The organism is Devosia sp. (assembly GCF_035944845.1).
Classification (GTDB): domain Bacteria; phylum Pseudomonadota; class Alphaproteobacteria; order Rhizobiales; family Devosiaceae; genus Devosia_A.
The window spans coordinates 1-13,963 of the sequence record NZ_DASZAW010000012.1; the positions used below are offsets into that span (position 1 = coordinate 1).

Annotated in this window: 12 protein-coding genes; 10 read left to right on the forward strand and 2 right to left on the reverse strand. The window is 65.5% G+C overall.

The annotated features are described in order from the left end of the window. Positions 1 to 1,369 (forward strand): trigger factor (gene tig / locus VGV07_RS02020; protein WP_326867017.1); only part of this gene is annotated, 1,369 nt, incomplete at its 5' end. A 228-nt stretch (positions 1,370 to 1,597) separates the two neighbouring features. Continuing rightward, positions 1,598 to 3,079, forward strand: coding sequence for an NAD(P)H-hydrate dehydratase (locus VGV07_RS02025; RefSeq protein ID WP_326867018.1), 1,482 nt, complete (start codon positions 1,598 to 1,600; stop codon positions 3,077 to 3,079). A 409-nt stretch (positions 3,080 to 3,488) separates the two neighbouring features. Here the strand turns inward: VGV07_RS02025 and VGV07_RS02030 are convergent, their stop codons facing one another. Next, the gene (locus VGV07_RS02030; RefSeq protein WP_326867019.1) at positions 3,489 to 4,730 is read right to left on the reverse strand and encodes a cytochrome P450; all 1,242 of its coding nucleotides are present in this window, start codon (positions 4,728 to 4,730) and stop codon (positions 3,489 to 3,491) included. A gap of 144 nt (positions 4,731 to 4,874) precedes the next feature. Here VGV07_RS02030 and VGV07_RS02035 point away from each other — a divergent pair, with 144 nt between their 5' ends. The 6 genes from VGV07_RS02035 to cysK all read left to right on the forward strand — a co-directional run bounded on the left by VGV07_RS02035 (position 4,875) and on the right by cysK (position 10,462). Continuing rightward, positions 4,875 to 5,105, forward strand: coding sequence for a hypothetical protein (locus tag VGV07_RS02035; RefSeq protein WP_326867020.1), 231 nt, complete (start codon positions 4,875 to 4,877; stop codon positions 5,103 to 5,105). A 178-nt stretch (positions 5,106 to 5,283) separates the two neighbouring features. Continuing rightward, positions 5,284 to 5,907 (forward strand): ATP-dependent Clp protease proteolytic subunit, encoded by a 624-nt coding sequence (locus VGV07_RS02040; RefSeq protein WP_326867021.1) that lies wholly within the window; start codon positions 5,284 to 5,286, stop codon positions 5,905 to 5,907. A gap of 176 nt (positions 5,908 to 6,083) precedes the next feature. Further along, complete coding sequence (clpX, locus tag VGV07_RS02045; protein WP_326867022.1) at positions 6,084 to 7,364, forward strand: ATP-dependent Clp protease ATP-binding subunit ClpX; 1,281 nt, start codon at positions 6,084 to 6,086, stop codon at positions 7,362 to 7,364. A 95-nt stretch (positions 7,365 to 7,459) separates the two neighbouring features. Next, positions 7,460 to 8,305 (forward strand): patatin-like phospholipase family protein, encoded by an 846-nt coding sequence (locus VGV07_RS02050; protein WP_326867023.1) that lies wholly within the window; start codon positions 7,460 to 7,462, stop codon positions 8,303 to 8,305. Continuing rightward, positions 8,302 to 9,258, forward strand: a complete 957-nt coding sequence (locus VGV07_RS02055) for a small ribosomal subunit Rsm22 family protein (protein ID WP_326867024.1) — start codon at positions 8,302 to 8,304, stop codon at positions 9,256 to 9,258. Before VGV07_RS02050 ends, VGV07_RS02055 begins: the two co-directional genes overlap by 4 nt. Positions 9,259 to 9,406: 148 nt before the next feature. Beyond that, positions 9,407 to 10,462, forward strand: a complete 1,056-nt coding sequence (gene cysK, locus VGV07_RS02060; RefSeq protein ID WP_326867025.1) for a cysteine synthase A — start codon at positions 9,407 to 9,409, stop codon at positions 10,460 to 10,462. Between the two features lie 198 nt (positions 10,463 to 10,660). Here the strand turns inward: cysK and VGV07_RS02065 are convergent, their stop codons facing one another. Continuing rightward, positions 10,661 to 11,746 carry a citrate synthase gene (locus tag VGV07_RS02065; protein WP_326867026.1) on the reverse strand — a complete coding sequence of 362 codons (1,086 nt, stop codon included), beginning with the start codon at positions 11,744 to 11,746 and terminating at the stop codon, positions 10,661 to 10,663. Positions 11,747 to 11,936: 190 nt separating this feature from the next. On the opposite strand from VGV07_RS02065, the gene VGV07_RS02070 reads away from it, so the two are divergent. After that, a complete protein-coding gene (locus VGV07_RS02070; protein WP_326867027.1) occupies positions 11,937 to 12,986 on the forward strand; it encodes a citrate synthase in 1,050 nt (349 codons plus the stop codon). A 200-nt stretch (positions 12,987 to 13,186) separates the two neighbouring features. Continuing rightward, a partial coding sequence (locus tag VGV07_RS02075; protein WP_326867028.1) for an LON peptidase substrate-binding domain-containing protein occupies positions 13,187 to 13,963 on the forward strand: 777 nt, incomplete at its 3' end.

Here is a 13,963-nt window from a genome sequence, read left to right on the forward strand (position 1 = left end):
AGAAACCCTCAACGAGGGCCTCAAGCGCAAACTTTCCCTGGTCATCCCCAAGAAGGATCTCAGCGACCGGCTGGATGCGCGGCTCGATGAGCTCAAGGGCACCGCGAACATCAAGGGTTTCCGCCCCGGCAAGGTGCCGACCGCGCACCTGAAGAAGGTCTATGGCCGCTCCGCCATGTCGGAAGTGCTGTCGGATGCGATCAACTCGACCGTGTCCAAGACTCTCGACGACCGCTCCGAGCGCGCCGCGACGCAGCCGAAGGTCGACCTGCCGGAAGACCAGGGCGTGATCAACCAGGTGCTGGACGGCGAAGCCGACCTCAACTTCGAGGTCAGCTATGAAGTGCTGCCGCCGGTCACCCTGATGGACTTCAAGTCGCTCGCCGTCGACAAGCCGGTGGTCGAACTCGACGAGAAGGACGTGGACACCGAAGTGCAGCGCGTCTTCGCGCAGCAGCGTGGCTACGAGGAAAAGGGTGAGGATGGCGTCGTCGAGAACGGCGATCGTCTCGGCCTCAGCTTCAAAGGCACCATCAAGGGCGAGGCCTTCGCAGGCGGCTCGGCCGACCATGCGCACCTGACCGTCGGTTCGGGCGAGTTCATCCCCGGCTTCGAAGAGCAGCTCGTGGGCATGAAGAAGAACGAGACCAAGACCGTCAAGGTCACGTTCCCCAAGGACTATGCGCAGGACGAACTGGCCGGCAAGAAGGCCGAGTTCGAGGTCACCATCCTGCACATTGACGGCCCCAAGGCCGGTGAGCTCAATGACGAGTTCGCCAAGAACCTCGGCCTCGAGAACGTTGCGGCGCTCCGCGACGCAGTGAAGGACCAGATGCAGGCGGCGCTCGACTCGATGGGCCGCCAGGCGATCAAGCGGCAGATCCTCGACCAGCTCGACGAGGGCCACAAGTTCGCGGTTCCAGAGCAGCTGGTGGAAGCCGAGTTCAACACCATCTGGCAGCGCGTCGTGCACGAAGTCGAGCACCATGGCCGGTCCTTCGAAGACGAGGGCACGACCGAGGAAGCGGCCAAGGAGCAGTACCAGAAGATCGCCGAGCGCCGCGTGCGCCTGGGCCTGGTGGTCGCCGAGATCGGCAACCAGAACAAGGTCGAAGTGACCGAGGAAGAGCACCAGCAGGCGCTGATCGCCGAAGTGCGTCGCTTCCCGGGCCAGGAACAGCAGGTCTACGACTACTACCGCAAGAACCCGCAGGCCCTCGCCGGCCTCCGCGCTCCGGTGTTCGAGAACAAGGTGGTGGATTTCGTCACCGAGCTCGCCAAGAAGACCGACAAGCCGATGACCCGCGCCGAGCTCTCCAAGATCATCGCCTCGGAAGAGGACGAAGTTCCGGAGGAGCACCACCACTAAGCTGGTGGATGCCGATCACAAGTTCAGGGCCGCCCTCCGGGGCGGCCTTTTTGTTTTGGGACAATGCGCTAAGGTGCTTGTGCTGCTCTTCCTTCTCCCCTTGAGGGAGAAGGTGGCGCGAAGCGCCGGATGAGGGGAAGTCGCGATCTGGAAACTGCCCCTCACCCGTCTCGGCTAGGCCGAGACACCCTCTCCCTCAAGGGGAGAGGGAAGAGGGAGCAAGTGCCGATGGGACCAACGAGCCAACACCTCCTCCTCACGCCCGCCGAGATGTCCCGCGCCGATGCGCTGGCGGTGGCATCGGGTATCCAGTCGTTCAAGCTGATGGAGGCGGCGGGCAATGCCGTGGCCGAGGCGGTGGCGGAACGCTATCCGGACGGCCAGGTGCTGATCCTCTGCGGGCCCGGCAACAATGGCGGCGACGGGTTTGTGGCGGCCAAGAAACTCAAGGAGTTGGGTCGCGAAGTCCGCGTCGCACTGTTCGGCGAGCGCGACCGGCTGACCGGCGATGCCGCCTTCTTCGCAGATCTCTGGAACGGGCCCATCCAGGCGGCGCGGCCGGATGGGTTGCGCGGCGCCAAGGTGGTGGTCGACGCGCTGCTGGGCGCCGGGCTCGACCGCGATATCGAAGGCGGGCTCGCCGAACTGATCGAGGCGGTGAACGGACTGCGCGTGCCGATCGTCGCGGTGGACGTGCCCTCGGGCATTGACGGGGCGAGCGGGCAGGTCCGCGGCGTGGCGATCAAGGCCGATGTGTCAGTGACGTTCTTCCGGCTGAAGCCGGGGCACCTGTTGTTGCCGGGACGGGCCCGCTGTGGCGAGGTGGTGCTGGCCGAGATCGGTATTCCCGAGACGGTGCTGGGCGAGGTCCGGCCCAACCTCAACCGCAACAGCCCCGACCTCTGGCACCTCCCCAGGCTCGAGGCCGAGGGGCACAAGTTCACCCGCGGGCACTGCGTGGTGATGTCGGGCGGGCCGCTGCAGACCGGCGCCAGCCGGATGACCGCGACGGCTGCGTTGCGCACCGGGGCAGGGCTGGTGACCATCGCCGGCGCACACTCGTCGCTGCTGATCCAGGCCAACCATGTGACCGCCATCATGCTGAAGCCGGTCGATGGCGCGGCGAGCCTGCAACTGCTGCTGCAGGATCATCGCATCAACACCGTGGTGATCGGCCCGGCGGCGGGGCTCGGGGAGGCAACCAAGGCCAATGTGCTGGGGGTGCTCGTCAGCGATGCGGCGACGGTGCTCGATGCTGACGCGCTCACCAGTTTCAAGGATAGTCCCGAGGCGCTGTTTTCGGCGATCAAGGCGCGACCGGAGCGTCCGGTGGTGATGACCCCGCATGAGGGCGAGTTCGACCGCCTGTTCGGCAAAGTCGACGGGTCGAAAGTCGACCGCGCCCGCTCGGCGGCACTGCGGTCGGGCGCCATCGTGGTGCTGAAGGGCAGCGACACGGTGGTCGCGGCGCCCGATGGACACGCAGCGATCAACGACAATGCACCGCCGACGCTGGGCACAGCCGGCTCGGGCGACGTGCTGGCCGGCATCATCGCCGGGTTACTCGCGCAGGGCATGAAGGGGTTCGACGCCGCTTGCGCCGGGGTGTGGATCCACGGCGAGACCGGGAACCTCTGGGGCGGCCCGGGGCTTATCGCCGAGGATCTGCCGGGGTTGATCCCGGATGTGCTGAGGGAGCTGGTGGAGTAGCCTCGTCACGGGTGTCGTCCGGGCGAAGACCCATATGCGCTAAGTTATCGGCGCCAGCTGCTGGCTCGGTGGCTGCTACCCCTCACCCGTCTCGGCCTTGCGGCCGATCCACCCTCTCCCCGACGGGGAAAGGAAAAGTGGTGATCGCCGCGTTCTCCGGATTCTTCTCCCCGTCGGGGTCGCGGTACGAGGGCGTAGCCCTCGCCCGGAGGTGACGCGTAGCGCCGGATGAGGGGAAAGCCACGATGACCGCGGCTTGCCCCTGGATCGATCAGCCCTAACTCAGCGCATAGGAGCGAAAGCTGGGGCCCCATCCCGGGGTGCTACGGTTGCGCAGACGAGCCGAAGCATCTCAGGATGGGTCCCGGCCTTCGCCGGGATGACACCGAGTATGTGGAGAGTTCTGCGCCTACCAACTCACCTCCAGCCGCTCCAAGCCATGGAAGTGGTAGATGTTCTTGTACTGCGGCGCGGTGGCGAGACGCAGCCCTGGCAGCCGATCGAACAGCGTTTTCATTGCCACCTGCAGCTCGATCCGCGCCAGTGGCGCGCCGATGCAGAAATGGATGCCGGCGCCGAAGCTGACATTGGCGCCATCGGTTCGGAACGGGTCGAACCGGTTGGCGTCGGCGAAGCGTAAGGGGTCGCGGTTGGCGGCGCCGAGCATCAGGCCGATGGTCTCGCCCTGCTTGAAACTCAGGCCGTTGTCGAGCGTCACGTCCTGCAGGGCATAGCGGGTGAACATGTGGAGCGGCGCATCGAAGCGAATGCACTCCTCGACCGTGGCTTCGGTCTGGTCGGCATCGGCGAACAGCGCCTTGGGGTCGAGCCCGCTCTCGAGGATGGCCTTCACCCCGTTGCCGGTGGTGTGGACGGTCGCCTCGTGGCCGGCATTGAGCAAAAGGATGGTGGTCGAGATCACCTCGTCCTCGGTGAGCTTTTCGCCATCGACCTCGGTGGTCAGCATATGGGTCAAGAGGTCTTCGCGCGGCTGCCGGCGGCGCTCGGCGATCATCTCGCGAACGTAGTCCATGAACTCGATCGAGGCCTGGTTGGCGTCGAGCTCGGTCTCATAGGTGACGCCATACATGTACATGGCGACCATCCGGTTGGACCAATCGACCAGTTGCATCGCCATATCGGCGGGCAGGCCGATCATTTCGGCGATGACGATGGCCGGGACAGGGGCGGCAAAGGCGCGGAGCAACTCGACCTGGCCGTCGCCCTCAAAACCGTCGATCAGTTCGTTCGCCAGCCGCTCGATGCGCGGGCGCAACTGCTCGACGTTCCGCGAGACGAAAGCGCGGTTGACCAGCGAACGGAGCCGGGTGTGGCTTGGCGGCTCCAGCGTCAGCAGCGAGTATCTCTCAGTCTGGTCGAATGCTGCCGTGTGCGCCTTGGGCGGCGCCATGCCGAGCTGTTCACGGCTCATCAAATGGAGGATCTGCCGGCCAAAGCGCTTGTCGCGGAGCAGGGCGCTCACATCCTTGAACCCGGCGAAGCACCAGTGATCATAGTTGTCCCAGAAGAAGGCCGGCGAGGCCGCATGCACCGCGTCATAGAACGCGTAGGGATCGCGGTAGAAGGCAAGCTCGCGTGGCTGGACGCTGGCGTGATGGTCGGCAAGGGTGAAGGGAGCGGCTGCGGACAAGTGAGGACCCGTTGAAACTGATAGTGCGGTCCATGCTATACGGCGCCTCACCCCGACGGGAAGCCGTCACCATCTGCTGAAACAGCTTGCCGCAGCCGATAAATTGGCTAGTAGCCTCGCCAACACCCATTGGAGTTCGAGCCCGTGAGCGATCTCACCCTCAACGAAGCGATCGACAATATTTACACCTCGCTGCGCGAGAACAATGCCGACATCGACGTCCATATCGCGGCGCTGAAGGCAGCGATGGCCAAGGACGGAGTGAAGGAAGCGGTGTTCGATCCCGCCAAGCTGGCGCAGAACAATCGCCAGGGCCGCAAGATGATGCAGTCCTACTTCAAGAAGCGCGGTGTGGCGGTCGGGTTCAAGCCATAGGCTGGATCGCCCCTCCCCATCCGGGCAGGTTCCGTTGATCCCTGGCTTTGCGCGAATATGTGAGTATTGCGGCCTGCCACATTGGCGCCTATCTGTCGCTTTACCCGCCCTTAACAGGGCATCGCCTTCAGTCGGCCGCGAGCGCTGATTCTTCCTTCCATAAGGGGCAAATCTCGAAATGAGAGATCCGGTCGATACCTTCTACAACTATCTCGTGCCCACCGTGGTCGAGCAGACGACGCGCGGCGAGCGTGCCTTCGACATCTATTCGCGCCTGCTCAAGGAGCGCATCATCTTCGTGACCGGCCAGGTCGAAGACCAGATGGCGTCACTGATCGCGGCGCAGCTGCTGTTCCTCGAATCGGAAAACCCGAAGAAGGAAATCAGCCTCTACATCAACTCGCCCGGCGGCGTGGTGACCTCGGGCCTCGGCATCTACGACACCATGCAGTTCATTCGCCCGCCGGTGGCGACGCTGTGCATCGGGCAGGCGGCTTCGATGGGCTCGCTCCTCCTCGCCGGCGGCGAGAAGGGCCTGCGCGCCGCGCTGCCGAACGCCTCGATCATGGTGCACCAGCCGTCCGGCGGCTATCAGGGCCAGGCGACCGATATCCTGATCCACGCCCAGTTCACCGAGAAGCTGAAGCGCCGGCTCAACGAGATCTACGTCAAGCATACCGGCCAGGACTACGAGGCCATCCACAACGCCCTCGAGCGCGACCGCTTCCTCAGCCCCGAAGAGGCCAAGGATTTTGGTCTCATCGACTCGATCTTCGAGAAGCGGGCGGCGCCCGACGCGTGAGTGGGGTTTTACCTGTTAAGGTGAATCTCATGGGCGTACGCGAGTGTGACACTTGTGTGATTGTGTGGGTCCCGGCTGGCCGTTAAGGTCGGTCGGGCTTACATTTTGTTTAGGTATCCGGGGCTAGCGTTCTATCCTAGCCGGGGATGGGAGCCCCAACTCCCAGGAGTGACAGGATGTCCAAGGACACGACCAGCGGCGAATCCTCAAAGAACACGCTTTACTGCTCGTTCTGTGGGAAATCGCAGCACGAGGTCAGGAAGCTGATCGCCGGACCGACGGTGTTCATCTGCGATGAATGCGTCGAGCTGTGCATGGACATCATCCGCGAGGAAAACAAAACCTCGATGGTGAAGTCCTCGGATGGTGTGCCCACGCCAGCCGAAATCTGCAAGGTGCTGGATGACTACGTCATCGGCCAGTCGCGCGCCAAGCGCGTGCTGAGCGTTGCCGTGCACAACCATTACAAGCGCCTGCACCACGCCACCAAGAACCAGGACATCGAGCTTTCGAAGTCGAACATCCTGCTGATCGGTCCGACCGGTACCGGCAAGACGCTGCTCGCGCAGACGCTGGCCCGTATCCTCGATGTGCCGTTCACCATGGCCGACGCGACGACGCTGACCGAGGCCGGCTATGTCGGCGAGGACGTCGAGAACATCATCCTGAAACTGCTGCAGGCCGCCGACTACAATGTCGAGAAGGCGCAGCGCGGCATCGTCTACATCGACGAAGTCGACAAGATCTCCCGCAAGTCGGACAACCCGTCGATCACCCGTGACGTTTCGGGCGAAGGCGTGCAGCAGGCGCTGTTGAAGATCATGGAAGGCACCGTTGCCTCCGTGCCTCCGCAGGGTGGCCGCAAGCATCCGCAGCAGGAATTCCTGCAGGTGGACACGACGAACATCCTGTTCATCTGCGGCGGCGCGTTCGCCGGGCTCGAAAAGATCATCTCGGCGCGTGGCGAGGGCTCGGGCATCGGCTTCTCGGCCGTGGTCAAGGACCCGAAGGACCGTCGCGTCGGCGACCTGCTCAAGGATGTGCAGCCGGAAGACCTGGTGCGGTTCGGCCTGATCCCCGAGTTCATCGGTCGCCTGCCGATTCTCGCGACGCTCGAAGATCTCGATGAGCCCGCGCTGATCGAAATCCTGACGGCGCCGAAGAACGCTCTGGTGCGGCAGTACCAGCGGTTGTTCTCGATGGAAGAGGTCGAGCTGACCTTCCACGAGGATGCGCTGAAGGCGATCGCCAAGCACGCCATCGAGCGCAAGACCGGCGCACGTGGCCTGCGTTCGATCCTCGAGGGCATCCTCCTCGACACCATGTACGATCTGCCCTCGCTCGATGGCGTCGAAGAGGTGGTGATCAGCGAGGAAGTGGTGAACGGCAAGGACGCGCGTCCGCTCTACATCTATGCCGAGCGCAAGAAGGAAGAGGCGCTGTCCACCAGCGCCTGATCCATCCACCCCAAAGCTTCGAAGGCCCCGTCATCCGGCGGGGCCTTTTCATTTGGGGCGTGGCCGTCGCATAAGGGACGAACTGGAGGCGGCACATGCGGATCGGCGTGGCACTCGGCAGCGGCGCGGCGCGCGGCCTGGCCCACATTCCCTATATCGAGGCAATGGACGAACTGGGGCTGAAACCCTCGGTGATCGCGGGCTCCTCGATCGGAGCGCTGATCGGTGCGGGCTGGGCCAACGGGATGAGCGGCGCCGAACTCCGCGAGCATGCCTATGGGGTGCTCGGCAGCGTGCAGCAGATCGCTTCGACGCTGTGGAACCGCAACCGCTTCAGCTTCAAGCAGATGGTCGAAGACGGGTTGTCGATGCAGGTCAACTCGATGGGTATTACCACGGCGTTCCTGCCCGATGGCTTTCCCGACGATTTCGCCGAGCTGAAGATCCCGTTCCATGCCGTAGCGACGGACTTCTACGCCTGGAAGGAGATGGTATTCAGTTCCGGTCCGCTGCGCCCGGCGATCGCCGCATCGCTGGCGATCCCCAGCCTGTTCCGGCCGGTGAATGTCGAGGGACGCTACTATATCGATGGCGGCGTGACCGATCCGCTGCCGCTGGGGCTCGTCGCCGGCAGGTGCGATGTGCTGATCGGGATTGACGTGCATCGCACGCCCGAATTGCTGGACGCCTCGCGCGAGCCGAGCATCACTGATTCCGCCGTAGTGGCGACCGAGATCATGTCGCAGAAACTGGTCGACGCCACCGTGCTGCAATTCCCGCCGGACGTCTATGTGCGCGCCGAGGTCGGGCCATTCGGCGGCAGCGAGTTTTGGCGGGTGCGCGAGATCGTCGACAACGCCGCCGCCGACAAGGAACGGTTCAAACGCGCGGTCAGCGACGCGCTGCTGGAGCACAGCATTCGCAAGGCGAACCGGCATTGACCGACCTGCCGGCTGACCTTTCTGCGGCGGTGCGGCGCCTTGCCGAGGGGCGCAAGGGGCTTGGCGACAGCTCGGCCCGGATTTCAGAACACTATCGCCAGCGCGGCGCGTCGCGACAGGTGATCGGCGGCGCCGACGATGCGGTGGCCTATGCGCTCAGCCGCATGCCGGCGACCTATGCCGCGGTTTCGGCAGTGCTCGAGGAACTGCAGGCGCGGGCGCCGGAGTTCGCGCCGCGGACGCTGCTCGATGCGGGGGCAGGGCCGGGCACTGCCGGTTGGGCGGTAGCCGAGGCGTTCGAGGGCATTGCGCCGACTTTGATGGATCACAACCGGGCGTTTCTGGCGCTGGCGGCGACGCTGGCCGAAGGAACGGCCTTGGCAGGGGCCGAACTGCTGGAGCTCGATCTCGGGCGGTTCGAGCTGGCGACCCGATATGACCTGGTTACCTGTGCCTATGCGCTGACCGAACTGCCGGATGCCGAGATGTTGGCAGCGGCGGCGAGGCTATGGCGGCACAGCGATGGCGTGCTGGCGATCATCGAGCCGGGCCGGCCGCGCGACTACCAGCGGCTGATGGCGGTGCGGCGACGGCTGATCGAACTCGGGGGCAGGGTGCTGGCGCCCTGTCCGCATGAGCGCGATTGCCCGCTGCTCGAGCCGGACTGGTGCCACTTCTCGGTGCGGCTCAGCCGCAGCCGCGACCACATGCGGCTGAAGGGCGGCACGCTCGGCTACGAGGACGAGAAGTACAGCTACCTGGTGATGGCGCGACCAGGGATCGGCGCGCCGGCGGCAGGGCGGGTGCTGCGGCGGCCGGAGGAGAACAAGTTCTCGGTGACGCTGGCCATATGCGGGGCGGACGGGCTCGAAACCCGGGTCGTGCCAAGCCGCGACAAGCTGGCCTTCAAGGCAGCGAAGAAGCTCGACTGGGGCGATGCGACGACGGGGTAGGCGCGGACCTCCCCCTTGAGGGAGGGATTGGACGCGCAGCGCCGCGGGGGCGGGGAGCAGAAGCGCAATTCCGTACCATAGGTTCACTTGTCGCTCCCGGGGCCGAAGCGTAATCTCGTCGCTCAACGGGGCACAAAGAGGAAGAACCATGAAGTTCAAGGATATTCTGGGGACCATCGGCAACACGCCGGTCGTCCGGATCAACAAACTGGGCCCGAAGAACGTCAAGCTGTACGTCAAGGTCGAGGCGTTCAACCCGCTCGGGTCGGTGAAAGACCGCCTGGCGCTCGGCGTTATCGAAGCCGCCGAGAAGTCCGGGGCGCTGAAGCCCGGCCAGACGGTGATCGAGGCGACCTCTGGCAATACCGGCATCGGCCTCGCCATGGTCTGTGCGGCCAAGGGTTATCCGCTGGTCGTCACCATGGCCGAGAGTTTTTCGGTCGAGCGGCGGAAGCTGATGCGGTTCCTCGGCGCCAAGGTGGTGCTGACCCCGGCGGCCGAGCGTGCCAACGGCATGATCCGCAAGGCCGAAGCGCTGGCCGAGGCCAATGGCTGGTTCCAGACCCGCCAGTTCGAGAACGAAGCCAACCCCGAGATGCATTCGCGGACCACCGCACAGGAGATCGTGCGCGATTTCGCCGACGAGAAGCTCGACTACTGGGTGACCGGCTTTGGCACGGGCGGCACGCTGACCGGCGTTGGCCGGGTGCTGCGCGAGAAGATGCCGAACACCAAGATCATCGTCGCCGAACCCGAGGGCGCGCCGATGCTGACCAGCGGTGAAGGCCAGGAGCGTCGCGCCGACCACGCCGCCACCGGCAGCCACTCGGCCTGGAAGCCGCATCCGTTCCAGGGCTGGAGCCCGGACTTCATCCCGTGGATCACCAATGAGGCGGTGACCGAGAAGCTGATCGACCAGGTGCTGACCATTGCCGGCCCCGATGCGATGAAGCAGTCGATGATGCTGGCGCAGAAGGAAGGCATCTTCGTCGGCATCACCGCCGGCGCCACCTTCGCCGCAGCGCTGAAGGTTGCCGAGACGGCGCCGGAGGGTTCGAGCATTCTCGCGATGCTGCCCGATACCGGCGAGCGCTACCTCTCGACCCCGCTGTTCGCGGACGTGCCGGCCGATATGTCGCCGGAAGAGGAAGCGATTTCGGTGTCGACCCCGGGCCAGCAGCTGCCGCCGAAGGTTGCTGCTTAGGTCGGCGGGCGCAACCGGTCGGTCGGTGCGGGCTGCCCCACCCTTGATCCCTCCCCCTGAACAGGGGGAGGGAGAGGTTCACCGAGAAGCCAGTGTTTTGGTCTCCCTCCCCTTTCCGGGGCGCTACCGCGTCCCCTAGAGGGGGAGGGGACAGGGGTGGGGGTCAGCCCGCACCAGCGGCTAGATGAAGAGCCGGGCTCAGGCCGCGACCCTCGGCACCGGTCCCACATAGAGCGATTTCGGCCGGATCAGCCGGCCGTTCGCGGCTTCTTCCCTGGCGTGAGCGATCCAGCCGCCGATGCGGCTGGCGGCGAAGATCGCCGTGAACGCCGAGCGCGGGAAACCGAGCGTTTCGAGCAGCAGCGCCGGGTAGAACTCGACATTGGTGGCCAGCACCCGGTCCGGCTTGTGGCGCTTGAGCGCTGCCAGCGCCGCTGCCTCGACCTGCTGGGCCAACTCGACACGCGTGGTATCGACAGCGCCGGAGCGAGTCAGCCGCTCGAGGGCGGCCTTCAGCACATCGGCGCGAGGATCGCGCACCCGATAGATGCGGTGGCCGAAGCCCATCAGGCGGCGCCCGCTCTTGAGCTCGTTCTCGATCCATGCTTCGGCCTTGTCGGCGGTGCTGATGGCGTCGAGCATGTCGAGAACCGGCCCGAGCGCTCCGCCGTGACGCGGGCCTTTGAGGGCGCCGAGGGCTGCCAGAGCCGAGGAGTTGAGCCCCGCCAAAGTCGAAGCCACGACCCGAGCGGCAAAGGTCGAGGCGTTGAGGCCGTGGTCGACCACAGTGACGAGATAGCTGTCGAGCGCTGCTGCCGTCGCCTTATCGGCCGGTGCGTCGCCAAGCATGCCCAGCATATCCGCAGCGTGCCCGAGGCCGGGCTGCGGCGCGCGGGGGAGTTTGCCGGCCTGCAAGCGGATCGCCGCCGGCAGGACGACGGCGGGGGCTGCGGTGAGCAGCAATGCCGTTGCCAGATCCGTACCGTCGGGAAGCCGCGCCATCACGGCCCGGACGCCGTCGTAGAGCGGCAGTTCGGCCAGCAATGCGTGTTCGCGCTCGATGGTGCGGTAGACGACCGCCCTGGCGTCTGCCAGCGGCGTGGTCAGGCCGTTGGGCAGGTCGACGAAGAAGCCGTCCCAGAGCAGCCCCAGCACCTGCTCGTAGCTCACATGGCCGGTCAATGCGTCGAGCGGCTGGCCGCGGATGATCAGCCGGCCCGCCAGCCCATCCACATCCGAGAGGATCGTTTCGGCGGCGACGACATCTTCGAGTCCATTGCTCATCTGAGCCTCCTTGGCTGTTTGCAAAGCAAGGTAGGCGCGCTAACATTGACGTCAATCTTGATCATATTGATCAATATCCGAGGTCAACATGTGGCTCAATGCGGCGGAGGCTCTGGCGCGGCTCGGTTCAAAGCCGCAGTCGCTTTATGCGAGCGTAAGCCGGGGCCGCATCCGGGCGAAGCCTGATCCAATGGATACGCGGCGAAGCCTCTATCGTGAGGAGGATGTCGACCGGCTGGCGGCGCGAGCGCGCGGCCGGCGGAGTTCCGCCGTCGTGGCGTCGGAGGCGATCAGCTGGGGCGAACCGGTGCTGCCGTCGGCGATCTCCACGGTCAGCGGCGGGCGGCTCTACTATCGCGGCGTGGATGCAGTCGAGCTGGCTGCGACAGCGACGCTCGAGGACGTGGCTACCCTGTTGTGGGATGGCGCCTGGACCCCGCCTGCATATGCGCCGCGCCCCGAGGGCAGGGCGCCGATCAGTGCGGCTTTTACCGCCCTGGCGGAGCGCGCAGCCGGGGACGTGGCGAGTTCCGGTCTTGGGCCGTGGCAGCTGCGCAGCGAGGCCGCGAGCGTCCTGGGCTGCATTGCGGACGCCATGCTGGGCGTAAGCGCGGGGCCGCTGCACGTTCGCCTGGCCGATAGCCTCGGACGCCGCGCTGCCGCCGACGTGCTGCGCCGCGCCGTGGTGCTGCTGGCCGATCACGAGCTCAACGCCTCGACCTTTGCAGCGCGGGTGGCTGTTTCAACGGGGGCATCGCTGTCTGCCGGCGCGCTGGCCGGGCTCGCCACTTTCGCCGGTCCGCGGCATGGCACTGCCGCGGCAGCGGTGCTGGCGCTGGCGCTCGATATCGGCCCGCATGCCGACCAGCCGGGCGATGGGCTGCGGGAGTGGCTGGGGGAAGGACGGGTGATCCCCGGCTTCGCGCATCGGCTCTATCCCCGCGGCGACGTCCGGGCCGAGGCCCTTCTGGCCGCGATCGAGGTCCCGTCGTCGTTCAGCAAGCTGGCGCTGGCCGCCGACGACCTGCTGGGCGATCGCCCAAATGTGGATTTCGCACTGGCCGCGCTGGCCGCTGCCTACGACTTGCCGCCCCACGCACCGGTCACCATCTTTGCCCTGGCCCGCTGCGTCGGCTGGCTGGCGCATATGCTGGAGCAGGTGGCGAGCGGCCAACTGATCAGGCCGCGGGCCCGCTATGTCGGCCCGGCTGTTACCGGGGGTTCGGGCCCCCTGGCCTGATGCAGGCGCAGCACACAGTAGCGCCGCATTGCAGGCATACCCGTCATTACGGGTAGGTTGACTTGCCCTTTGCCGCGGGCGCCCTATTTAATCAGCAGAATCAGGCTCGCCGCCCATCGTGGGGACCGGCCCGATTGCTAGACGGGCGCGGGCTCGCCCTTCCTCCCGAAACGAGCCCTGCGCCCAGGAAAGGACCAAATATGTCGGACGTTACCCAAGGCGGCGCCGGATTCGATCGCGATCGGGTTTACCCGGTGCTGCCGCTACGCGATATCGTTGTCTTTCCGGGCATGATCGTGCCGCTGTTCGTCGGCCGCGAAAAGTCGGTGAAGGCGCTCGAAGAAGTGATGCGCGACGACAAGCACATCCTTGTCGTCACCCAGAAGAATGCCCAGGACGACGATCCGTCGCCTGAAGAGATTTATGCCACCGGCACCATCGCCTCCGTGCTGCAGCTGCTGAAGCTGCCCGATGGCACCGTCAAGGTGCTGGTCGAAGGCCTGCGCCGGGCGAAGATCGATCAGTACCTGCAGACCGTGGACTACTTCGAAGCGGAAGCCACGACCCTGCCGGAACCGGAGGAAGACGAGACCGAGCTCGAGGCGCTGGCGCGTTCCGCGCAGTCCGAGTTCGAGAACTACGTCAAGCTCAACAAGAAGATCTCGGCCGAGGTGGTCAACGCCGTCAGCCAGATCACCAACCACAGCAAGCTCGCCGATACCATCGCCAGCCACCTGGTGATCAAGATCGAGCAGAAGGAAGAGCTGCTGGGCACCGTTTCGGTGGCCGAGCGGCTGCAGAAGATCCTCGGCCTGATGGAAGGCGAGATCGGTGTGCTGCAGGTCGAAAAGCGCATCCGTTCCCGCGTCAAGCGGCAGATGGAGAAGACGCAGCGCGAGTACTATCTCAACGAGCAGATGAAGGCGATCCAGCGCGAGCTGGGCGACGGCGAGGAAGGCTCGAACGAGCTGACCGAG

Coding starts and splice junctions, on each gene's coding strand:
- VGV07_RS02025 (WP_326867018.1), top strand. CDS start 1,598: ATGGGACCAACGAGCCAACACCTCCTCCTCACGCCCGCCGAGATGTCC.
- VGV07_RS02040 (WP_326867021.1), top strand. CDS start 5,284: ATGAGAGATCCGGTCGATACCTTCTACAACTATCTCGTGCCCACCGTG.
- clpX (WP_326867022.1), top strand. CDS start 6,084: ATGTCCAAGGACACGACCAGCGGCGAATCCTCAAAGAACACGCTTTAC.
- VGV07_RS02050 (WP_326867023.1), top strand. CDS start 7,460: ATGCGGATCGGCGTGGCACTCGGCAGCGGCGCGGCGCGCGGCCTGGCC.
- cysK (WP_326867025.1), top strand. CDS start 9,407: ATGAAGTTCAAGGATATTCTGGGGACCATCGGCAACACGCCGGTCGTC.
- VGV07_RS02065 (WP_326867026.1), bottom strand. CDS start 11,746: ATGAGCAATGGACTCGAAGATGTCGTCGCCGCCGAAACGATCCTCTCG.
- VGV07_RS02070 (WP_326867027.1), top strand. CDS start 11,937: ATGGATACGCGGCGAAGCCTCTATCGTGAGGAGGATGTCGACCGGCTG.